The organism is Pseudomonas sp. JZ134 (genome assembly GCF_051027695.1).
In the GTDB taxonomy this organism is placed as follows: Bacteria; Pseudomonadota; Gammaproteobacteria; order Pseudomonadales; family Pseudomonadaceae; genus Chryseomonas; species Chryseomonas luteola.
In genome coordinates this window covers 1,040,466-1,062,916 of sequence record NZ_CP069250.1, presented here as the reverse complement: position 1 = coordinate 1,062,916, position 22,451 = coordinate 1,040,466, and the positions used below count along the sequence as shown (strand labels likewise).

Genomic DNA, 22,451 nt, shown 5'->3' with positions numbered 1-22,451 from the left:
TCACTCCATTCATACCGTTAAGCTACCCTGCGGGTAAAAGCCAAAACACGCTCATCAGCGACCGGGATCAGGTCTGGATGACTCCAGCCAGTGACCTCTCCCACGCCAATTACTAAAAGTCCGCCGGGGTTCAGCTTGCTGACAAGCTGATTGAGAATGTCCTTACGAAGCCACCGACGAAAATAAATGAGCAGGTTTTGACAGAAAATGACATCCATGCCAGATATGGGTGTTCTACCAAGCTCGAGCACATTCAATCGCGCGCAACACAGGCGAGCTTTCAAAGCGGAAGCTATGGAAAACGTTCCATCTGCATGATTTGAAAAATAGCGATCAAGCAGCGAACTATCTAAATGCTTAACTTTCTCAGAGGCATATATTCCAAGACGAGCGTTGCTCAAGGCATATGAACTAATGTCTGTAGCAAAGACACCGTAGCGCTCGGATAAACCCGCCTTGCGGAAGGTCTCTGAGGCCGTTATTGCCATTGAGTAAGCTTCTTCTCCACTGGAGCAACCCACACTCCACAAAGACAAGGTTGCCTCGCTGTCCAATTGGATACGCTGACTCAAATAAGCCTCCAACGTCTCGAAGGAAGGAAGGTGGCGAAAAAACTGAGTGAACTGCGTGGTTAAGTGATTCAGCAGATCAGTCCATTCCCTTGCGCCCGTCACTCCCCGTGTTACATATCGATAGTAGTCTGCGTAATCGTTGATACCCAGCGCTCGCATACGGCTCGTCAAATGGGTCTGAAAAAATGGGCGCCTCGCGATGTCGATAACAATCCCAACACGACTCTCAAGCAAATGCTGCCAAGCGATGAATTCGCTTGGCAGCATTTCCATTGAGGGCTGGAAACTCCAGCCCTGGGGATGCTCGACATTCGTTGCGATAGCGTCCATACCTCTCGCCGCTCCGTACGAGCTATGCACTTAGCTAGGAGACTGATCTTCTGGCAGCTTGAAGCCCGAAACCGAACGTCTCATTTCATTCGCCATCTTCGCCAAGTCTCCAATGCTACGAGCGGTAGCGGTAGTACCGGCAGAGGTTTGCGAAGTAATTTCCTGAATGACGTTCATGGTGTTCGAGATGTGACCTGCAGACGACGCCTGCTGACGCGCAGCATTGGAAATGTTCTGGATCAGACCTGCCAACGCTCTGGAAACCTTTTCAATTTCCTCGAGCGCCACACCCGCGTCCTGGGCCAGAGAGGCACCACGAACTACTTCGGAGGTCGTTTGTTCCATGGAAATAACAGCTTCGTTGGTATCAGTCTGAATCGCTTTTACAAGGGCTTCGATCTGCTTGGTTGCGCCAGAGGAACGCTCAGCAAGACGTTGAACTTCATCGGCTACCACGGCGAAGCCGCGACCCGCATCACCGGCCATCGAAGCCTGGATGGCCGCATTAAGGGCCAGAATGTTTGTCTGGTCGGCAATGTCGTTAATCAAGCTAACGATGTCACCGATCTCTTGGGAGGATTCACCCAGTCGCTTGATCCGCTTGGAGGTGTCCTGAATCTGCTCACGGATGTTATCCATGCCCACGATCGTATTATGTACGACCTGGTTGCCCTTGTTTGCAATGGATACAGAGCGCTCTGCTACCGCAGTCGACTCGGAGGCGTTGGCCGATACCTGGTCAATAGAAACTGCCATTTCGTTAACAGCGGCAGAAGCCCCGGCGATTTCCTGCGCCTGGTGCTCGGAAGCCTCCGCCAGATGAATAGCGGTTGACTGAGTTTCCTGAGCAGCTGCCGATACCTGAACCGCTGTCTGGTTAATGGTTTTAACCAGGTCACGCAACTGGTCGATCGAGTAGTTGATCGAGTCAGCAATCGCCCCTGTAAAGTCTTCGGTAACGGTTGCCTCTACGGTCAGGTCACCGTCGGCAAGGTCTGCAATTTCGTCAAGCAAGCGAAGAATCGCAGCCTGGTTACGCTGGTTCTTTTCATTGGTTTCAGCCAGACGCTGACGTGCTTCTTTTACAATGATAAGACCGATTGAAATAATCGATACCAACGCGATAAGGCCCAGAACGTAGTTACCGAGGACGTTGATACGTCGCTCAGCCGTTACGTTGCCATAACCTTGCGCCAGATCCGACGCTTTGGTCAAAAGCTGCTGTGAACTGGCAAAAATCTGGTTGGCTGCTTCACGCACGACAAGCAGTTCAGAAGACGTACCGAGAATTTCGTCCACGTTGCCGGAAACGAATTCAAACAGCTCGTTAACCTCATTCAAACGGCTAACAGCTTCGGGGTCAGTCACTTTTGCGATGTTCATCGAAGCGTTGCCTTCAAGCATCGCGTTCAAGACACGGCCAAACATACTGGCATCACGACCGAAACTATCGGCGGCCTGAACAGCAGACTGATCGCCAGCCAGCACCTTGTTAACCGAACCCAGAATACGCTCAGCCAGGAGTGACTGACGTTGCGCGACCGCTACTTGTTCAGCGGGTGCCTTACGCTCCAGCAGGATGTTAACGATCTCATCGTACTCTACCTGCAACTGGGGAATCGTCTGGGCAAGCGTAGTCGCAAGCTGATGCAATGATAGTACGGTCTGCTCACTGGCCGTAATGTCATCCGCACTTTTCCGGACACGATCCCATTCAGCCTGTACCGCTTCCATTTGTGGGGCAACAGACAATGAAGAAGGCGGCAAACCTGCTAGCTCATTACCGTTACGCAAGATATCCCAGCGTCTTTCGAACTCGTTACGAGCCGCCTTAAGCTGATTGAATGCCTCGGGCTTACCTGTTGCAGCCTCACTCGCGTTGGTGGAAATACGCTGTGAGAGAACACGCAACTCACCCGCATGCTCAAGATATTGCTTATCGTGGTTGGCTTGCGTACTGAGATACGCGAAGTTTGCGAAAAGCAGAACAATTGAAATGATCAGCGCGACAAAAAGGCCGGCGACCAAAGGACTCGTTTTCCCCGTACTCGTTTTCTTCATTGCTGGCCCCCGCCTGGACCGGTTTATTGCATATTCCTTTGTGATAAAGCCAATTCATTTGGCCCCACAATCCATTGCCCATGCAATTAGATGGCCAGCTTGACTGGCTCTCGTTCAGCATGGATGTGTCCGCCTGCATGTCTTATACAGAGAAGCGTGGCGATACTGATGTTACGTTGTGCGCTAAGCGGCAACGTTTAAAAACTGCTGGTGTTGAACCAGTGCGTGTGGACTGAAAACCAACCACTCCGATTCCCGGATAAAAACCCCGTGAATGAAAGCCTCTAGCTTTTCTATCGGCGCAGCGGACTTTTCACTGAAGGAAGTGATTGAAAAATGTTGCATACCAAACACTTCATCGACGATCAGTCCAGCATAAATGTCCTGGTGATCAACAACCAGAACACGGCGCTGAGCACGAACAGACGATGACTCGCCGCCCAGAAATCCATTGAGATCCATCAAGGGAAGCAAGCGTCCGCGAACATTGGCTACACCCTTCACCCAGCTTTTTACGCCAGGTAAAAGGGTATAACGAGGCTCATGGAGAATTTCGCTCACCTCCCCCATTGGAGCAACAAACAGACGGCCTCCCATACGGAACCCGACCCCGCTCCATGAGCGCACCACCTCCTGCTGAGCAGGCAATCCCGCCGCCAAGTCCCGGCATCGCTGATCGATCTGAGCGAAAAGGGTATAAGGAGTATGGCTTCCATTCATATGAAGATCCTGCCTTGAATGACCTTAAGCGCTGAGTACACCAGCCAAGGTTTTCAACAATGTGTCTTCATCAATCGGCTTCGTCAGATAATCACGCGCACCTTGACGCTTGCCCCAGACCTTATCGGTCTCCTGATCCTTGGTCGTCACGATAACGACAGGGATCTGGCTGGTTTCGCTGTCCTTGGTTAACTGACGGGTTGCCTGAAAACCGTTCAGACCGGGCATCACGATGTCCATCAGAACGACATCGGGCTTTTCCTGACGAGCCAAGGCAACGCCATCAGCACCGTTTTCAGCCTTGAGAACCTGATGGCCGTGCTTTTCCAGCATGGCGGTCAGCTTGTACATTTCAGTCGGTGAATCATCGACTATCAAAATTCTAGCCATTTTCGAATCCTACTTGGTCAGTACCACGAACCAGACGCCTCAGGACGTATGCTCGACTGGGGTAAAATTAGGCACATGGTTTTTTATTGCGCCGATCAGCTCTTCTTTGCTGAACGGTTTGGTCAGGTATTGATCGGACCCAACGATCCGACCCTTAGCCTTGTCAAAGAGGCCGTCACGCGAAGAAAGCATGATGACCGGCGTCGATTTGAATGCGCTATTGTTCTTGATAAGCGCACAGGTCTGATAACCGTCCAAACGAGGCATCATGATATCAACGAAAATGATGTTGGGATGGTTATCCGCAATTTTTGCGAGCGCATCGAATCCATCGACGGCAGTAATAACTTCGCAGCCTACTTTCTTGAGAAGCGTCTCGGCGGTTCGACGAATCGTTTTCGAATCATCGATTACCATTACCTTCAGACCTTCGGAGTACTGTTCCATGTTTGCTTTACCACCACATAGGCGAGTTATGACGCCTTTATCAATGCATTCCAGCCCTTTTAAGCTATCGGCTGGAAATCGAATCTTTTTAGCACAGTCTACAGGGTCTATCTATTAACCACCGGACTACCGGTTTTTCTTGATAACTAAGCGCGCTATCGCCACTCTGAGCATTCATCAGTGTCGGCCGATCAGAGCCGTCAAACCGTTTGCTTTGGAGAATCGATCAATGAGCATACGCATCGGGATAGTTATGGATCCCATTGCCCATATTGCCTACAAAAAAGACAGTTCCCTTGCCATGTTGTGGGCTGCTCAGGCGCGTGGATGGACACTACATTACATGGAGATGCAGGACCTGTACCACCTTGACGGCAAATCTCGTGCGCGCTGCCGTTTATTGAAGGTACATCAAAATTCTGAACACTGGTACGACTTGCATGATGAGCTGGACATTCCTCTTGCAGACTTAGACGTCATTCTGATGCGCAAGGATCCACCCTTCGACAATGAGTATGTCTATGCTACTTATATGTTGGAACAGGCAGAGCGGGAAGGATCGTTGATTGTTAACAAGCCCTCCAGCCTTCGCGACTGCAATGAGAAATTTTTTGCCACTTTATTCCCAGAATTGACACCCCCTACACTGGTCAGTCGACGTGCCGACTTGATTCGGGAATTTGCCCAAACCCATCAGGACGTCATCCTCAAGCCGCTTGATGGAATGGGTGGCTCGTCCATCTTCAGACACCGCGAAGGCGACCCAAACCTGTCGGTCATACTGGAAACGCTGACACAGCACGGAACACAACAGATCATTGCGCAGCGCTACCTACCGGCTATCAAGAGTGGCGACAAGCGTGTACTCATGATCGATGGCGAACCCGTGGAGTACTGCCTTGCCAGAATACCGGCTCAAGGCGAAACCCGAGGCAATCTGGCGGCGGGTGGCCGGGGTGTCGCGCAGCCCTTGTCTGATAAGGACAGAGAGATCGCGGCCAAGGTAGGACCTGAGCTTCGCAAGCGTGGCCTACTGTTTGTAGGGCTGGATGTAATTGGCGAGCATCTGACGGAAATCAACGTGACCAGCCCTACCTGTATTCGGGAAATTGATAACGCCTACGATACCCGCATCGCCGAGCGGCTGATGGATGTCATCGAAAAGAAGGTGGCGATGAGACCTGGACGATAGACATTTGTCCCAACTCTCTTCAGACTTCCTCAATAGTCATCAACCGGCACGACAGGATCGTCCTGCCGGTTAGCAGTTTTCTCATAGCGTAATCTCAACTACTCATCATGAATGCCGCTATCCCAAATACGCTGCCTGCCGCCTCTGCCGTTCGCCCTGCAGACCGTCTTGGCTTTACCCTCTTTATAGCGGCACTGGTTCATGTCGTTCTGATTTTGGGTTTGGGCTTTTCCATGCCGGAATCTAGTGAAGTCAGCAAGTCCCTTGAGATTACACTCGCCTCATTCAAGAGCGACAAGGCGCCGGAGAAAGCGGATTTTCTGGCCCAGGAAAATCAGCAGGGCAGCGGCACGCTTGATAAGGCACTGGCCCCCAGCACTACAGAAGAGGTGCCATTCAAGGACAGCGAGATAAAGCCTGCCATCAAGCCGACTTCCCCTCGGCAAACCACTGAACCCAAGACCCCCAAGGCCGCCGTCACGACCAAGTCGGCACGTCAGGACAAAGCACCTACTCGGAAAGAAAAACCCGAGCCAGAAGCTGTCGCCCGAGAAACACCTCACTTTGATAATTCTCAGATCTCAAGCGAAATAGCCAGCCTTGAGGCCCAGCTTTCCCATGAGCGTCAGCAGTACGCCAAGCGGCCAAAGATCTACCGGATCAATGCAGCCTCTACCATGAAGGACAAAGGCGCCTGGTACAAGGAAGACTGGCGCAAGAAGATCGAGCGAGTCGGCAACCTGAACTATCCAGAACAAGCCCGCCGCGAACGACTTTACGGAAGTCTTCGCCTGCTGGTTTCTATCAACCGAGACGGCTCGCTTTACGAGGTTCAAATCCTCGAGTCCTCTGGACAGACCGTGCTTGATCAGGCCGCCCTGCGCATTGTGCGCCTGGCTGCGCCATTTGCACCGTTTAGCGGAGACCTTAGCGATATCGACAGGCTTGAAATCATACGGACATGGCGCTTTGAGCGTGGAGACCGACTCGCCAGCCAATAATGTTGTTGAGTTAGGCTTGAAGCTTCCTACGTGAAGCTAGAAACTAGCAGCATGAACGCTAGCACTCCGCAATACCTCAAAAACCATCTTTTGATCGCCATGCCGCACATGGCGGACTCCAACTTTGCCCAGACGCTCATCTATCTGGTTGAGCATGGCGAGGATGGTGCCATGGGCATTATCATCAACAAGCCCAGCGCATTAAATCTGGAAGATGTTCTGGAACAGCTGCGCCCTGATGAAGCGCCGCCGCTCTCCTCGAGAAGCACTGCCATTTATAACGGCGGACCAGTGCAAGTCGAGCGCGGCTTTGTTCTTCATCCATCCGGCCCGCAATTCCAGGCAACACTGGAGCTGGGTGAGCTGGCACTTTCCACCTCTCAGGACATCTTGTTTTCCATAGCCGATGGCCACGGGCCCGAGCAGCACCTGATTGCCTTGGGCTACGCCGGGTGGGAAGCAGGCCAGCTTGAAGTCGAGCTGGCTGAAAATGCCTGGCTTACCTGCGAGGCCGACCCATCCATTCTGTTCGATGTTCCCAGTGAGCTTCGTTTGAAAGCAGCGGCGGCCCAGCTAGGTATCAACCTATCCTTATTGACCAGCCAATCGGGTCATGCCTGAATGATTTCCTCATTTAAGCTGGTACTGGGATTTGACTACGGCACGCGCCAGATAGGCGTTGCGGTGGGCCAGCCTGTAACAGGCCAAGCTCGAGAGCTATGCATTCTCAAAGCACAAAATGGTGTGCCGGACTGGTCGAAGGTTGAGAGCCTGCTTAAAGAGTGGCAACCCGATGCGCTGGTAGTGGGCCTTCCATTGAATATGGACGGTACGTCTAGCGAGATGAGTACACGTGCGGAGAAATTCGCACGACGCCTCAATGGTCGATTCAATCTACCTGTTTACACCTACGATGAGCGCCTGACCACATACGAAGCCAAGGGTGTACGTCTTGCCCAAGGCCAGCGTGATGGTTACCGTGAGCGCCCTGTCGACGCCTTGGCCGCTGCCATGCTCCTTGAAGGCTGGCTTACTGCCCAAGCCGAGACGGTCAAACCCGAGCCTCCGCAGGAGAATGCATGAGCACCCCGAATCCTACCGATCTAATTCCGCAAATGGCGGATCAATTGACTCGCCACCTTGAGCGCAAGGGTATTAGCGAACCCTGCTTGGTGGGAATCCGAACCGGAGGTGTCTGGGTTGCTCAAGCGCTACTGGATGCTCTTCAAAATGAATGGCCCCTAGGCACCCTGGATGTTTCATTCTATCGGGATGACTTTACTCAGAATGGGTTGCATCCACAGGTACAACCCTCTGCCCTCCCCTTTGAAATAGAAGGCAGGCACCTTGTTCTGGTTGACGATGTGCTTATGACCGGGCGCACCATTCGTGCGGCATTGAATGAATTGTTCGATTATGGCCGCCCAGCCAGCGTGACCCTCGTCTGCCTATTGGATCTGGAGGCGCGCGAACTTCCTATTCGCCCCGACATTGTTGGTCAAACGCTTCCCTTGGGTCCGGATGAGCGCATCAAGCTGACAGGGCCTACTCCCCTGGCCTTTGAACGAAAAGCCCTTTCTTCTGCTATTTGACACTCAAGGCTTACCGCCATGACCAACGCTACGCGTTCCTTGCAACTGAATGCCAATGGTCAGTTGCGCCATTTTCTTTCCCTGGATGACTTACCTCGCCCTCTGCTGACCGAACTGCTTGATACGGCAGACTCCTTTCTTGAGGTAGGCGCACGCGCAGTCAAGAAAGTACCCTTGTTGCGCGGCAAAACGGTATGCAATGTTTTCTTTGAAAACTCAACCCGGACTCGAACCACTTTCGAGCTGGCGGCCAAGCGGCTTTCTGCCGATGTCATCACACTGAACGTTTCGACTTCCTCGACCAGCAAAGGCGAAACACTGTTCGATACCTTACGAAACCTGGAAGCTATGGCGGCGGACATGTTCGTAGTCAGACATGCCGACTCCGGCGCTGCCCATTTTATTGCCGAGCATGTTTGTCCACAGGTAGCAATCATCAATGGCGGCGACGGTCGTCATGCACACCCCACACAGGGCATGCTCGATATGCTCACCATTCGCCGTCACAAAGGTGATTTCGAAAAACTGTCTGTAGCGATTGTTGGCGACATCTTGCACTCCCGCGTGGCGCGCTCGAATATGCTGGCGCTACGGACTCTGGGATGCCAGGACATTCGCGTCGTCGCACCACGCACGCTCCTGCCCATCGGCCTTGAAGATAGTTATGGCGTAAAAACGTTTACGGACATGACGGCCGGACTGAAAGATGTGGATGTAGTCATCATGCTGCGTCTTCAACGCGAACGGATGCAGGGTGGGCTACTGCCCAGCGAAGGCGAGTATTACAAGCTGTTCGGACTGACCACACAACGCCTGGCTCAGGCTAAACCAGACGCAATTGTCATGCACCCCGGACCGATCAACCGTGGAGTGGAAATAGAGTCGGCCGTCGCTGACGGGAGTCAATCTGTGATTCTCAATCAGGTGACCTACGGCATTGCCGTACGTATGGCTGTTCTATCCATGGCAATGAGCGGGCAAACGGCCCAGCGTTAACTTGAGCAGGAGAATATCTAAGTGACTCTGAGCATTATCAAGGCGCGAGTAATAGATCCCGCCACCCGCCTCGATCAAATAACCGATATTCACGTTTCCCAAGGCAATATCATTGCCTTGGGTGAAGCCCCTGTTGGTTTCAAGGCAGAAACTGTAATTGATGCCTCTGGACTGATAGCAGCTCCCGGCCTTGTTGATCTGAATGTGTCGCTCCGCGAACCAGGCCATACCCGAAAAGGCACTATAGAAAGCGAAACGCAGGCAGCGGCAGCAGGTGGTACAACCAGCCTGTGTTGTCCGCCGTCTACCAAGCCCGTACTGGATACTACTGCGGTCACCGAACTCATTCTGGATCGTGCGCAAGCGGCAGGTAAAGCGCGTGTCTTTCCTGTTGGTGCCCTGACAAAAGGGTTGGCCGGAGAGCAACTTGCCGAACTCGTTACATTGCACAGTGCAGGCTGTGTAGCCTTTACCAATGGGCTGGCTCCCATGGCAGGCATGCGCACGCTTCGGCGAGCACTGGAGTACGCAGCGACCTTTGATTTGAAGGTTATCTTTACGTCTCAGGATGCTGATCTAGCAGAAGGCGGGCTGGCTCATGAGGGCCCTACCGCTAGCTTCCTAGGTCTTGCTGGCATACCAGAGACAGCTGAAACCGTTGCCCTATCCCAAAACCTTCTTCTGGTTGAGCAAAGCGGCGTACGAGCACACTTTAGCCAGCTGACCAGCGCCCGTGGAATCGAGATGATCGCTGAAGCGCAGGCACGGGGGCTCCCTGTCACCGCCGATGTAGCGTTGTATCAACTGTTCCTTACTGATGAACGGCTTGAAGGGTTTTCCAGTTTTTACCATGTGCAGCCGCCTCTTCGCACTGAGCGAGACAGGCAGGCGTTGCGTGAAGCAGTACGAAGCGGCGTAGTACAGGCCATTGCCAGTCATCACCAGCCGCATGAAGAAGATGCTAAGCTTGCGCCTTTCGCAGCCACCGAGCCCGGTATCAGCAGTGCAGAACTGTTGCTACCTCTGACCCTGAAGCTTGTAGAGGAAGGGTTACTGGATTTATCGACTGCCCTTCACAGGCTAACAAGTGGCCCTGCCTCTGTATTGGATCTGCCTGCCGGTCAGTTATCAGTAGGTACTCCAGCCGATATCGTCCTCTTCTCGCTCGAAGAGCGTACCACCGTAGGCAAGCCCTGGCTTTCACGCGGGCGCAATACGCCATTCATGGACGTAGAGCTGCCGGGAAGGGTTCGCCACACACTGGTTGCAGGCAAGACAACGTATCAGGCCTGAAACCAGCGAACCCGCTGTGTACAGCGGGTTCGCTCATCCCTACCCTAGAATACCGCCTCCTTTCTGCCGATTCTCGATGGAGACCTGATCGTTCAGCGTCCAGAAATCGTACAGCACACCCAACAGGAAAAATCCGCCGGTAAAGAAGTACAAAATGGCCGTAATCCATTTACCCATGTACAACCGATGGACGCCAAAAATGCCTAGAAAGGTCAACAGTATCCACGCAATGCTGTAATTGACGCGACCGCCCTGGAACCGCATATCTGCCTCACGATCCATGCTGGGGATCAGGAACAGGTCGATCAGCCAGCCAACCCCTAGAAGGCCTAGCGTAAAAAACCAAATGGTGCCGGTAACCGGCTTTCCGTAATAAAAGCGATGAGCACCCAGAAAGCCAAAAATCCACAACAGGTATCCAAGCACTTTGCTATGCGTATCGTTTTGGTACTTCATGACAACCTCAGTCACAGAGCGGTAATGTCTGCTTCATAAGCAAGATTTTTTGATTTCACTGGTCATTCTGCCAGTGATTCCAACTGGTATAGAAACCTTTTGCGACATGAACCGCTGATTTTTGATAAATATCTCGACCGGCGGAGCGGAAATAAAACTATCGATCTGATATAAAGTTGCGCGATTTTGATTATCAGGTCCGTCGACAATGCGCTCTTTACTCATTACCTGGCTATCAGCCTGTTTGGTACTGCCTGTGACGGCAGTCCAGGCCAAAGAAGCCGTTAGTGCTCGCGCTGCCGCTCCGGCTCATGCCAAGTCAGCACCACGTGCCAATAAGCCCAAGGCACGTACACAACATGTTTATGCTCCTGCCAAGCCCAAGGCGGGAACCATTATGCAAGCACATGCTGCCGCTCAGCATGCTGCGGCCAAGGAAAGCACCAAAGTAGTCAACCGCGCAATCGATGTACTAGGGACACCCTACCGTTGGGGCGGCACAACACCTAAGCATGGTTTTGACTGCAGCGGACTCGTGAATTATGTATACCGTGACGTCCAGAATCTTGAGCTACCTCGTACCTCTCAGGAGCTGGCTCGCATGGATGGCATGAAGGTTGGAAAAAAGGATCTAAAACCTGGCGATCTGATCTTTTTCAAGATCCACGGCCGTAACGTTGATCACGTTGCAATCTATATGGGCCATGACCGCTTTATCCATGCACCACGTCGTGGAGAAAGCGTACGAATTGATCATCTCAGCCGCCCCTACTGGAAAACGCGTTTCGCCTCAGCCAAGCGTGTTCTTCCCCAGATGGTCGCCACGAGTGAACAGCAGGTCCGCCCACGTAGTGCGCCTAATCCTCACAAGTCCTAACGATAGCGCTACCGTAAGCCCACCGTTGAGCAGAAGCGGTTGAAGACTTTCTGCAGCCCTTTATACTGTGCACATATACAGTATAAAGGGCTGCTTCATGGAGTTGACCGACAAACTCATCGTTTTGGCTGACGCCGCCAAATATGACGTGTCATGTGCCAGTAGTGGAGCACCCAAGCGCTCATCCAAGGGTAAGGATGGTCTAGGCGCCACAGATGGCATGGGTATTTGCCACAGCTTTACGCCCGATGGCCGTTGCGTCTCCCTGCTTAAAATCTTACTGACCAACTTTTGCCTCTACGACTGCCAATACTGTGTCAATCGTAGGTCCAGCAATGTCCCCCGCGCCCGTTTCACGCCGGAAGAAGTTGTAAAACTTACGCTCGATTTTTATCGGCGCAATACCATCAGCGGTCTCTTCTTGAGCTCAGGAATTATCCGCTCGGCAGACTATACGATGGAGCAGCTGATCCGAGTGGCTCAGTTACTGCGCGAGGAGCATCAGTTTCGAGGTTATATTCATCTAAAGACCATTCCTGATGCAGATCCCTTACTAATCACCAAGGCAGGGCTTTATGCCGATCGTCTTTCAGTCAATATCGAACTGCCTACCGAATCGGGCCTGACACGTCTTGCCCCTGAAAAGGAGGTTCGCAGCATCAAAAAAGCCATGGGCACGATCCGTCTTGGTCTGGAGGAAACCGCCGCCGAAAAGAATGCGCCACGCTTTGCGCCGGCTGGGCAAAGTACGCAGATGATCGTAGGCGCTGATGCTACTGATGACCGAACCATACTGGATACCGCGCAGACCCTGTACGGCGCCTATCAGTTGAAACGCGTGTACTATTCGGCGTTCAGCCCTATCCCGGATAGTCCGAACTCCGTACCTCTCATACCTCCGCCTTTATTGCGCGAACATCGGCTTTATCAAGCAGATTTTCTTATTAGAGGTTACGGTTTTACGGCCACGGAATTACCAACGGAAGGTGGAAATCTCCCGCTGGATATCGATCCGAAGCTTGCTTGGGCTCTGAGTAACCGTGACACCTTTCCCCTTGATCTCAATCAGGCGGAGCCTGCGTTAATTGCTCGGGTTCCAGGCATCGGGATGTTGTCAGCCAAGCGCCTCGTGACCTTAAGACAGCAACGGCGTATCCGCTATGCAGATCTCATTCGTCTTCGTTGCAGCCTGGAAAAAGCCAGGCCGTTCATCATTGTTCACGATTACCGTCCCAGCTCCATGCTTGCGGAGTCCTTGCACCTTCGTACTGAGCTCAGTGAAAAGCCTGCCCAATTGGCGCTCTGGTGACCATGCGCACTGTTTCCTTTGACGGCTCGTTTGCAGGTTGGCGGCGCGTAGCCAGACAGTTGCTAGAGCAGGACGTAGCGCCCCATGAAATCAGTTGGCAAACCGAGCCTCTATCAAATGATTTGTTTGCTACTGCAGATGCACAGCCATTGGAAACGGCCTCATCAACTACCCGAGTACCCAAGCAGCTTGCAGACTTATTGAACTTGGCAGCCTGTTATCGACATCCCCAGCGTTGGGCACTGCTATACCGTGTCCTGTGGCGAGTCGTACGGGGTGATCAAGCAGCGATGCTGGCTGGTGACGAGGATGGTAGCGAATTGCACCGTTGGGCCAAGGCAGTCAGACGAGAAATTCATCATTTACATGCTTTCCTACGCTTTAAACAGCGGGGCGAGCATGCGGGTAACCCCCATTACGTTGCCTGGCATGAACCGGCTCATGATGTGTTGGCGCTGGCCGCTCCACATTTCTGCAACCGGATGGGGAATACCTCCTGGCTGATCGCCACACCGGAGGCAGCCGCATTATGGGATGGAAAGACATTAACGCTCGAGGCCCCCTGCCCCACAGGACTGGAAGCGCTTGCTAAACAGCAACGTGATGATGGCGAGCGCCTCTGGATGGCTTATTACGCAAGCACATTCAATCCCGCCCGCGCCAACCCCAAGGTCATGACGGGACATATGCCCAGGCGATTCTGGAAAGACCTGCCGGAGGGACCGTTGATCCCCACACTGCTTAGCGAGGCGCGCACCGGTACGCAGCGAACGGCCCAAGCGAAAAGCGTAAGCGAACAGACAGGAAAAACGGTACCCGTATCAGCTGCTGAGGTATTACCGGTACGCGAACAACCAAGCACCCTGGAAACCTGCCGTCGCTGCCCGCTCTGGCAGCGCGCCACTCAAGCCGTTCCAGGCGAGGGGCCTCTCAATGCGAGGCTTTTCCTGATAGGCGAGCAGCCTGGCGATCAGGAAGATCTGCAAGGCCGCCCTTTCATGGGGCCGGCTGGGCAGGTGCTTGATCGAGCTATTCGAGAGGCAGGCCTGCAGCGGGAATCGCTCTATCTGACCAATGCCGTCAAGCATTTCAAGTGGACGCCACAGGGACGTCGACGCAAACACGTTACCCCTACCGTTGAGATCGCCCCGTGCCGCCATTGGCTGGAGAACGAGCTGGATACCATCAAGCCGGACGTCATTGTTGCATTAGGGGCTACCGCACTGGAGTCCCTGATGCACAGAAAACCAGGCTCATTGAGTGAGTATATGGGTCGTGTTACACAGTGGCAGGGGCGGTGGCTGATCGTCACGTATCACCCATCCTATGTTCTGCGCGTACCCGAGGAAGCCAGGCAGAGACAGGCCCAAGCAGCGCTTACCGCAGCCCTGGTACAGGCCAGGCAGCTACTTGAGCCTTAAAGGTTATCGGAAACGCTTGCTGTCCTCGCCCATATCCAGGGAGAGTCCTTGAGTAATGTTCGTCAAATGATCCGCATCGGTTTCGGAGCCCAGCTTGATCATCAAGCGCAGATCATTGGCAGAGTCCGCATGCGCCAACGCATCTTCGTAGCTGATCTCACCGTCGCGATACAACTGGTACAAGGCCTGATCGAACGTTTGCATGCCCAATTCCGTCGAGCGCTTCATGAGCGGCTTGAGCTCATGCACCTCTCCCTTCCGAATCAGGTCTGCCGCCAACGGCGTGTTGATCAACACTTCGATAACCGCCCTACGGCCCTTACCATCAACCGTGGGAACCAGCTGTTGAGCCACAATGGCCTTAAGGTTGAGCGAAAGGTCCATCCATATCTGCTGATGCCGATCAGCCGGGAAAAAGTGGATGATCCGCTCCAACGCCTGGTTCGCATTGTTAGCGTGTAACGTTGCCAAACACAGGTGGCCGGTCTCGGCGAATGCCACCGCATACTCCATGGTTTCCCGAGTACGTACCTCGCCGATCATGATGACATCAGGTGCCTGACGAAGCGTGTTCTTCAGCGCGACCTCAAAAGACTCCGTATCCAGGCCCACTTCCCGCTGCGTCACAATGCAGTTCTGGTGCTGGTGAATGTATTCGATAGGGTCTTCGATCGAGATGATATGGCCAGTGGAGTTCTTGTTGCGGTGACCAATCATGGCAGCTAGCGACGTGGATTTGCCCGTGCCGGTTGCCCCGACGAACAGCACCAGGCCACGCTTGGTCATGGACAGTTTTTTCAACGCCTCGGGCAGACGCAACTGATCAAGCGTAGGGATGTTTACCTCGATACGCCGAAGCACCATGCCCACCAGGTTACGCTGATAGAACGCACTTACCCGAAAACGCCCCACCCCTCTGGAGCTGATCGCAAAATTGCATTCATGCTTTTCGGCGAACTCCGCTCTCTGCTGTTCATTCATGACGCCAAGGACTACTTCCCGAGCCTGATCAGGCGAAAGCGGCTCCTTGGTTACCGGCAGAACACGACCGTTCACCTTCATGGACGGTGGAACACCGGTTGTAATGAATAGATCGGAGCCGCCCTTTTCGACCATCAGCCGCAGCAGCTTTTCGAATTCCATCAGAAGTTCTCCGGAATCTTGGCTTTCTCACGAGCGCTGTCGCGACTGATCAACCCCTTCGCCAGCAGGTTTTTCAGGCACATATCCAGCGTTTGCATTCCAAGACCACCACCTGTCTGGATGGCAGAGTACATCTGCGCCACTTTGTCTTCACGAATGAGGTTGCGGATCGCAGGCGTCCCAATCATGATTTCATGGGCAGCCACACGGCCCCCGCCGACCTTCTTGACGAGGGTCTGAGAGATAACGGCCTGCAGCGACTCGGACAACATCGAGCGAACCATGGATTTCTCTTCGGCCGGGAAAACGTCCACGATACGGTCGATCGTTTTGGCGGCCGATGTGGTGTGCAGCGTACCAAATACCAAGTGTCCGGTTTCCGCAGCGGTCAGCGCCAGCCGGATCGTTTCAAGGTCACGCAGCTCACCGACCAGAATGATATCCGGGTCCTCACGCAGCGCAGAGCGCAATGCCTCCGAGAAGCCTAGAGTATCGCGGTGCACTTCCCGCTGGTTGACCAGGCATTTCTTGGACTCGTGAACGAATTCGATCGGGTCTTCGATAGTCAGGATATGGTGATACTTGGTGTTATTCAGGTAATCCAGCATGGCCGCCAGCGTCGTTGACTTGCCGGAGCCTGTAGGACCGGTGACCAACACTAGACCACGAGGAACATCGGTTATCTTGCGAAACACATCGCCCATTCCCAGCTCTTCCATCGAAAGCACTTTAGAGGGAATAGTACGGAATACGGCACCCGGTCCACGGTTCTGATTGAAGGCATTGACACGAAAGCGTGCAATGCCTGGCACCTCGAACGAAAAGTCGGTTTCAAGGAATTCTTCATAATCCTTGCGCTGCTTGTCATTCATGATGTCGTAGATGAGCGCATGCACCTGCTTATCGTTGAAAGCGGGCAGGTTGATGCGTCGAACATCGCCGTCGACACGGATCATGGGTGGCAAACCGGAGGAAAGGTGTAGATCGGATGCACCCTGTCTGGCACAAAACGCCAGCAGTTCCGTGATATCCATGAAGACTCCCTTAATACAAACAAGCAGGTAGAATGCCGCCTTATCAGCAGCGGTATTTAGAGAACGAGATTGAATGTCAACGATAGCTGAAAATATCGCAACAGTACGCACCCGTATCCAAGCCGCAGCGCAGGCTTGTAGTCGTGACCCTGAGACCGTTGGTCTACTTGCCGTCAGCAAGACCAAACCGGCATCGGATCTACGCGAAGCGTACAACTGCGGGTTACAACATTTTGGCGAGAACTACCTGCAAGAAGCGATCCAGAAGCAGGAGATGCTGAAAGATCTGCCCTTGACCTGGCATTTCATCGGCCCGATTCAATCCAATAAGACACGCTCGATCGCTAGCCATTTCGATTGGGTGCATTCCGTTGATCGCCTGAAAATCGCCCAGCGGCTTTCCGAGCAACGCCCAGAGGACATGCTCCCGCTCAATATTTGCCTACAGGTCAATATCAGTGGTGAGGCCAGCAAGTCAGGATGTTTGCCAGAAGAACTGCCTGAGCTGGCCCGTGCCGTTGCTCAGCTGCCCAACCTCGTCTTACGTGGGCTGATGGCTATACCAGAAGCCGCTACGGAACCTGAGGCGCAGCATGCTGCCTTTTCATCCCTACGAAAACTCAGCGAGGCGCTGAACCTGAATCTTGATACCCTGTCCATGGGCATGAGCCACGACTTGGAAGCAGCGATTGCCGAGGGCGCGACCTGGGTTCGAATCGGTACAGCACTGTTTGGTGCCAGACATTACAGCGCAATCCCTTCGCCTGCTTCTCATTAAGGAATTTACCTATGAGCGATACCCGCATCGCCTTTATCGGCGCCGGAAATATGGCGGCCAGTCTGATTGGAGGTCTTCTCGCACAGGGACTGCCGGCCAGCTGCATTACTGCAAGCAATCCTGACGCTGCACAACGCTCAGCGCTTGAGTCTGACCATGGGATTCAGACATTCACGTCTAACCTTGAGGCTGCCCAACAGGCTGATGTAATTGTCCTGTCGGTCAAACCACAGGTCATGAAAAGCGTCTGTGAGGAGCTCTCCAGCGCACTTACCGGCACTCAGCTGATCGTTTCTGTTGCAGCTGGAATCACCTGTGCCAGCCTGACTCAATGGCTAGGCGAGCGTGCCCTGGTGCGCTGCATGCCCAACACCCCGGCACTGCTTCGCCAGGGTGCCAGCGGCCTGTATGCCAACGAGCATGTGTCATCAACCCAGCGCGACCAGGCTGAGCAGTTACTGTCTGCCGTAGGCCTTACCGTCTGGGTAGAAGACGAAAAGCAACTGGATGCCGTAACGGCAGTATCAGGCAGCGGCCCAGCGTATTTCTTCCTGATGATGGAAGCCATGACCCAGGCCGGTGAAGCACTTGGCCTGGACAGGGAGACATCAGCACGGCTGACCCTGCAGACAGCCCTTGGCGCTGCCCAGATGGCCTTGAACAGCGAGGCATCACCGGCCGAACTGCGCCGCCGCGTCACTTCACCTGGAGGCACTACCGAACAGGCCATCAAGACCTTTCAGGAGGGCGGCTTCGAAGCCCTCGTTCAACAAGCACTTTCAGCGGCTGCACGCCGCTCGGCCGAGCTGGCGGAAGAGCTCGGTAAATAAGGAGTAGTCATGTACGGATTGAATACCGCCCTGATTCTTATTCTGCAAACGCTTGGCAGTCTTTATCTGCTCATTGTTTTGCTGCGCTTCATTCTACAACTCGTGAAGGCAGATTTTTATAATCCCCTGAGTCAATTCATCGTCAAAGCCACACAACCCTTGCTGCGCCCGCTACGCAGAGTCATTCCAGGCTTTGGCGGCATCGATCTGGCATCGCTGGCGCTTGCGGTACTGGTACAGCTGGTTCTCATGGTTCTGCTGCTCCTCCTGACCAACGTTGAAGGCATAAACGGCCTCACCCTGATCACCATGCAATATGGCGTCGGCGGAGCAATTGCCCATCTGTTCATCTGGTCGTTGATTGCCGTGGCGTCCCTGTTTCTCAAGGTCTTTTTCTTCGCCATGATCATCAGCGTGATTCTCTCCTGGGTCGCGCCAGGCAGTTACAACCCCAGTGCCCAGCTTGTAAACCAGATCTGCGAACCTGTTCTGGCGCCTTTCCGCCGCCTTCTGCCCAACCTGGGCGGGCTGGATATCTCGCCCATTTTCGCGTTCATTGCGATCAAATTGATCGACATGCTGGTCATCAACAACCTGGCCATGATGTCAGGTATGCCGTCGGTCCTCGCACCGTTCCTGTAAGCGATGGCCCCATCTGTTCGGTGGGGCCTTTATCGTTAACCATTCACACACTTTGCGTGACCGCCTAGAGAATCCCGTCGGGTCTTGATTGACGCAAGACCCGCCTTACGGCACCGTACCGCCCTTTATTACGCTCATGATGATGACAGGGATGGGGTATGGAGCGTCTGTCTCAGCAAGTCGATGCCTACGCGACTTGGAAGCTTGAACTCATACAGCAGATCAATCGCTACAGCGGCTGGCTTGTTCGTAATCGCCTCAATTCGCAAAGCCTTGATGAAACCCTGGCACGCTGTGTTCAGATCCTGCGCGACGATCACATTACGCTAGCTTTCGCTGGTGAGTTTTCCCGTGGAAAAACCGAACTGATCAATGCCTTGTTCTTCGCCGACTACGGGCAGCGCATGCTGCCGTCCCAGGCTGGCAGAACAACCATGTGCCCTACCGAGCTCTTCTATGATATCAAGGCAGAAGCCCCGTATATTCGGCTTCTACCTATCGAATCACGGCTAGATGACCTCAGTATTGCAGATCTGAGAAGCGATACGGCCCGTTGGCAACAGATTGCACTGGATTACGAACAGCCGGACCTCATGGCAGCTGCGCTCGGAAAGGTCGCCGAAACGCGCCTAGTGCCGGTTGAGCAGGCCATATCCCTTGGATTCGATGCCGAGCAGCTGGACAAGCCCAGCAAGGACGGGATGGTCGAAATCCCGACCTGGCGCCATGCGATCATCAACTTCGATCATCCCTTGCTGCGTCAGGGCCTGCGCATACTCGATACGCCAGGCCTCAACGCGCTTGGCAGTGAGCCTGAACTGACACTTTCGATGCTTCCAGCCGCTCAGGCCGTACTGTTTCTGCTCGCGGCCGATACGGGGGTTACAGCCTCCGACCTTCAGCTGTGGGAGCATCACATCAAGCCAACCAGTGACGACGCGGAAGGCTCGCTGTTCGCGGTACTCAACAAGATCGATACCCTCTGGGGCGACCTGAATGGTGACGAATCCGTCGATCAGTCCATCCAGCGCATTCGTGAGGTCAGCGCTCGTCATCTGGGCATTCCCATGACGGATGTACTGCCCTTGTCTGCCAAGCAAGCCTTGCTTGCCAAGGTACGCCATGACACAGCGCTGATTGAGCGCAGCCAGTTGGCCGCCCTCGAACGCCTGCTCTGTGACCGTATCGTTGGGCACAGAGAGCGTTTGCTACAAAGCCGAGTGGTCAATCAGGTGATTTCACTTCTGGCGAGCAGCCATGCGCTTCTGGGCGAACGCTTCGAGGATATGAAGCGGCAACATGCATTACTGGAAAATGCCGCTACCGGCTCGACGCTGGCAGAGCAGATAGAAAAAACACGTGAGGAGCATGCGCTTTATCACAAGCGGCTACTTAACCTGCGCACCACACAGCGGATGCTTCAGGGGCAGGCCGTCCTACTTAACGATGCCCTGAACCCGGCACGCCTTGAAAGGCACCTGACCGACGTACGCAATAACCTTGCAGGAAGCTGGACCACACTAGGCATCAGCGAAGCGATCCATCGCTTCTTCCAAAGCGTCGAACACGACATGTTATCCCTTTACTACGAGGGTGAACGTGCGAACAAGGTTCTTCAGTCGATTTACCAGCGTCACAACGAAGAAAATCCTGGCCATCGCCTGGATGCTCCCCGTTTGCGTGTCAAAGCGCAGATTCGTGCGCTTCGCCAGCTACAGCAGAAGTCGGATCGTTTCCGTCGTCAGATGAAAACGCTGTTTACTGAACAGCGTGTGCTGACTCGCCGGTTCTTTGCAACGCTGGTAAAGGAAGCGGTCTTCGTGCATGAGCAGGCCTGTCGGGAAGCCAAACGCTGGAACGAGGTTGCCCTGCTGCCTCTCATTCAGTTTACTCGCGAGCACAAGCAGTTGCTGGAATCCAATATGCTGGAGCTCAAGGCGCTGACCCAGCAGGCGCTGGATACCCAGCAACAGAAGAGTCGTCTGCAAACCTACTGCGAAACACTGGCAGGTCAGCTTGATGAGGCCAACGATATCTTGCGACAGTTGCGCCGCCCTGCTCCGGCCCAACGCCATGCCAAGGTCGTCGCTCTCCCCGGGGTAAGTGTCGCCTAGCCACATCGGGCCTTTATCCGATGCGGCAAGCACCCTGCTTGCAGGATGCTTGCCGCTTGCGATGGCGCTCTTTAGACTGGCGCCCTCTCACGTATAAGAGCCTTAAATGCCCAGCGTCATACCCCCTGATTCCGTAGGCCTGGTTACGCCTCAGGTCCTTCACTTCTCCGAGCCGCTCCCCTTGGCTTGCGGCAGGTCTTTGGCCGAGTACGATCTGGTCATCGAGACGTATGGAGAGCTCAACGAAAACCGTAGCAATGCCGTGCTCATTTGCCATGCCCTGTCCGGCCATCACCATGCGGCGGGCTACCACAGCATGGAGGATCGCAAGCCGGGCTGGTGGGACAGCTGTATCGGTCCAGGAAAGCCCATCGATACCCGCCGGTTCTTTGTCGTCGCACTGAACAACCTGGGCGGCTGTAACGGATCAACAGGCCCAGGCAGCGACAATCCTGCTACAGGAAAGCCCTACGGCGCCGACTTTCCCGTCATTACCGTGGAAGACTGGGTCAATAGCCAGGCACGTCTGGCTGATGCGCTAGGCATTCAACAATGGGCGGCCGTCGTAGGCGGCAGCATGGGAGGCATGCAGGCCCTGCAATGGACCATCAGCTACCCTGATCGTGTACGTCACTGCATGGCTATCGCCTCGGCGCCCAAACTGTCAGCTCAGAACATTGCGTTTAATGAAGTGGCACGCCAAGCCATTCTGACTGATGAAGAATTTCATGGGGGTCGCTTCTATGAGCAGAACGTCGTACCCAAGCGAGGACTCATGCTGGCCCGCATGGTAGGTCACATCACCTATCTGTCCGATGACGCAATGGGGCAGAAGTTTGGCCGCGAACTCAAGACAGACAAGTTGAACTACGACTTCCACAATGTAGAATTTCAAGTCGAAAGCTACCTGCGCTATCAGGGCGAAGAGTTTTCAGGCCGCTTCGACGCCAATACCTACCTGCTGATGACCAAAGCGCTGGATTACTTTGATCCCGCCAGTGCACACGATGGTGATCTAGCCAGAACGTTTGCAGATGCAAAGGCTGATTTCTGCATCATGTCCTTCACGACAGACTGGCGATTCTCACCGGCCCGCTCACGCGAGATCGTGGATGCCTTGATTGCAGCGAAAAAGAATGTCAGCTATCTCGACATCGACGCGCCACAAGGGCATGACGCTTTTCTTCTACCGATCCCCCGGTACCTGGAAGCCTTCGTTAGTTATATGAATCGCATTGCTGTATGAGGGCCTG

At 54.0% G+C, this 22,451-nt stretch carries 23 protein-coding genes; 15 read left to right on the top strand and 8 right to left on the bottom strand.

Going from position 1 to position 22,451, the window contains the following annotated elements:
- Positions 1–17: 17 nt before the first annotated feature.
- The 5 genes from JQR86_RS04820 to pilG form a co-directional block, all read right to left on the bottom strand.
- On the bottom strand, positions 18–902 hold the full coding sequence (locus tag JQR86_RS04820) for a CheR family methyltransferase (RefSeq protein ID WP_407362178.1): 885 nt from the start codon (positions 900–902) through the stop codon (positions 18–20).
- Positions 903–932: 30 nt separating this feature from the next.
- Positions 933–2,963, bottom strand: coding sequence for a methyl-accepting chemotaxis protein (locus JQR86_RS04815; RefSeq protein WP_010795386.1), 2,031 nt, complete (start codon positions 2,961–2,963; stop codon positions 933–935).
- Positions 2,964–3,146: 183 nt separating this feature from the next.
- On the bottom strand, positions 3,147–3,683 hold the full coding sequence (locus JQR86_RS04810) for a chemotaxis protein CheW (RefSeq protein ID WP_074824906.1): 537 nt from the start codon (positions 3,681–3,683) through the stop codon (positions 3,147–3,149).
- Positions 3,684–3,707: 24 nt separating this feature from the next.
- On the bottom strand, positions 3,708–4,073 hold the full coding sequence (gene pilH / locus JQR86_RS04805) for a twitching motility response regulator PilH (RefSeq protein ID WP_010795388.1): 366 nt from the start codon (positions 4,071–4,073) through the stop codon (positions 3,708–3,710).
- Positions 4,074–4,112: 39 nt separating this feature from the next.
- Entirely contained in the window at positions 4,113–4,520 is a 408-nt protein-coding gene (pilG, locus tag JQR86_RS04800) for a twitching motility response regulator PilG (protein WP_010795389.1), read from the bottom strand.
- Positions 4,521–4,749: 229 nt separating this feature from the next.
- Here pilG and gshB point away from each other — a divergent pair, with 229 nt between their 5' ends.
- From gshB to JQR86_RS04765, 7 genes are all read left to right on the top strand, one after another.
- On the top strand, positions 4,750–5,712 hold the full coding sequence (gene gshB / locus JQR86_RS04795) for a glutathione synthase (protein ID WP_407362179.1): 963 nt from the start codon (positions 4,750–4,752) through the stop codon (positions 5,710–5,712).
- 107 nt (positions 5,713–5,819) lie between these two features.
- Complete coding sequence (locus JQR86_RS04790; RefSeq protein ID WP_407362180.1) at positions 5,820–6,713, top strand: energy transducer TonB; 894 nt, start codon at positions 5,820–5,822, stop codon at positions 6,711–6,713.
- Positions 6,714–6,764: 51 nt separating this feature from the next.
- Complete coding sequence (locus JQR86_RS04785; RefSeq protein ID WP_010795392.1) at positions 6,765–7,334, top strand: YqgE/AlgH family protein; 570 nt, start codon at positions 6,765–6,767, stop codon at positions 7,332–7,334.
- Positions 7,335–7,796, top strand: a complete 462-nt coding sequence (ruvX, locus tag JQR86_RS04780; protein WP_125887764.1) for a Holliday junction resolvase RuvX — start codon at positions 7,335–7,337, stop codon at positions 7,794–7,796.
- Positions 7,793–8,305, top strand: a complete 513-nt coding sequence (gene pyrR / locus JQR86_RS04775) for a bifunctional pyr operon transcriptional regulator/uracil phosphoribosyltransferase PyrR (RefSeq protein ID WP_010795394.1) — start codon at positions 7,793–7,795, stop codon at positions 8,303–8,305. Before ruvX ends, pyrR begins: the two co-directional genes overlap by 4 nt.
- A gap of 18 nt (positions 8,306–8,323) precedes the next feature.
- Complete coding sequence (locus JQR86_RS04770) at positions 8,324–9,301, top strand: aspartate carbamoyltransferase catalytic subunit (protein WP_407362181.1); 978 nt, start codon at positions 8,324–8,326, stop codon at positions 9,299–9,301.
- 21 nt (positions 9,302–9,322) lie between these two features.
- Positions 9,323–10,594: a dihydroorotase gene (locus tag JQR86_RS04765; protein ID WP_125887765.1), complete on the top strand. Its 1,272-nt coding sequence runs from the start codon at positions 9,323–9,325 to the stop codon at positions 10,592–10,594.
- A 39-nt stretch (positions 10,595–10,633) separates the two neighbouring features.
- Here the strand turns inward: JQR86_RS04765 and JQR86_RS04760 are convergent, their stop codons facing one another.
- Positions 10,634–11,050: an NINE protein gene (locus tag JQR86_RS04760; RefSeq protein WP_010795397.1), complete on the bottom strand. Its 417-nt coding sequence runs from the start codon at positions 11,048–11,050 to the stop codon at positions 10,634–10,636.
- Between the two features lie 208 nt (positions 11,051–11,258).
- Here JQR86_RS04760 and JQR86_RS04755 point away from each other — a divergent pair, with 208 nt between their 5' ends.
- The 3 genes from JQR86_RS04755 to JQR86_RS04745 all read left to right on the top strand — a co-directional run bounded on the left by JQR86_RS04755 (position 11,259) and on the right by JQR86_RS04745 (position 14,657).
- Entirely contained in the window at positions 11,259–11,927 is a 669-nt protein-coding gene (locus JQR86_RS04755; RefSeq protein WP_434154419.1) for a C40 family peptidase, read from the top strand.
- Between the two features lie 97 nt (positions 11,928–12,024).
- A complete protein-coding gene (locus tag JQR86_RS04750; RefSeq protein WP_407362183.1) occupies positions 12,025–13,236 on the top strand; it encodes a putative DNA modification/repair radical SAM protein in 1,212 nt (403 codons plus the stop codon).
- Between the two features lie 2 nt (positions 13,237–13,238).
- Positions 13,239–14,657: a UdgX family uracil-DNA binding protein gene (locus JQR86_RS04745; RefSeq protein WP_407362184.1), complete on the top strand. Its 1,419-nt coding sequence runs from the start codon at positions 13,239–13,241 to the stop codon at positions 14,655–14,657.
- A gap of 3 nt (positions 14,658–14,660) precedes the next feature.
- Here JQR86_RS04745 and JQR86_RS04740 read toward each other — a convergent pair whose 3' ends face one another.
- Together JQR86_RS04740 and JQR86_RS04735 are read right to left on the bottom strand one after the other, a co-directional pair.
- Complete coding sequence (locus tag JQR86_RS04740; RefSeq protein ID WP_010795401.1) at positions 14,661–15,800, bottom strand: PilT/PilU family type 4a pilus ATPase; 1,140 nt, start codon at positions 15,798–15,800, stop codon at positions 14,661–14,663.
- Positions 15,800–16,834 carry a type IV pilus twitching motility protein PilT gene (locus JQR86_RS04735; protein ID WP_010795402.1) on the bottom strand — a complete coding sequence of 345 codons (1,035 nt, stop codon included), beginning with the start codon at positions 16,832–16,834 and terminating at the stop codon, positions 15,800–15,802. The genes JQR86_RS04740 and JQR86_RS04735 overlap by 1 nt, the downstream gene beginning before the upstream one ends.
- Positions 16,835–16,907: 73 nt before the next feature.
- On the opposite strand from JQR86_RS04735, the gene JQR86_RS04730 reads away from it, so the two are divergent.
- The 5 genes from JQR86_RS04730 (at position 16,908) to metX (ending at position 22,444) form a co-directional block, all read left to right on the top strand.
- Positions 16,908–17,612 (top strand): YggS family pyridoxal phosphate-dependent enzyme, encoded by a 705-nt coding sequence (locus tag JQR86_RS04730; protein WP_407362185.1) that lies wholly within the window; start codon positions 16,908–16,910, stop codon positions 17,610–17,612.
- An 11-nt stretch (positions 17,613–17,623) separates the two neighbouring features.
- A complete protein-coding gene (proC, locus tag JQR86_RS04725; RefSeq protein WP_019364342.1) occupies positions 17,624–18,442 on the top strand; it encodes a pyrroline-5-carboxylate reductase in 819 nt (272 codons plus the stop codon).
- A gap of 9 nt (positions 18,443–18,451) precedes the next feature.
- Complete coding sequence (locus tag JQR86_RS04720) at positions 18,452–19,084, top strand: YggT family protein (RefSeq protein WP_010795405.1); 633 nt, start codon at positions 18,452–18,454, stop codon at positions 19,082–19,084.
- A 158-nt stretch (positions 19,085–19,242) separates the two neighbouring features.
- The gene (locus tag JQR86_RS04715) at positions 19,243–21,198 is read left to right on the top strand and encodes a dynamin family protein (RefSeq protein WP_407362186.1); all 1,956 of its coding nucleotides are present in this window, start codon (positions 19,243–19,245) and stop codon (positions 21,196–21,198) included.
- A 106-nt stretch (positions 21,199–21,304) separates the two neighbouring features.
- Positions 21,305–22,444: a homoserine O-succinyltransferase MetX gene (metX, locus tag JQR86_RS04710; protein WP_407362187.1), complete on the top strand. Its 1,140-nt coding sequence runs from the start codon at positions 21,305–21,307 to the stop codon at positions 22,442–22,444.
- The last annotated feature ends 7 nt before the right edge of the window (positions 22,445–22,451 follow it).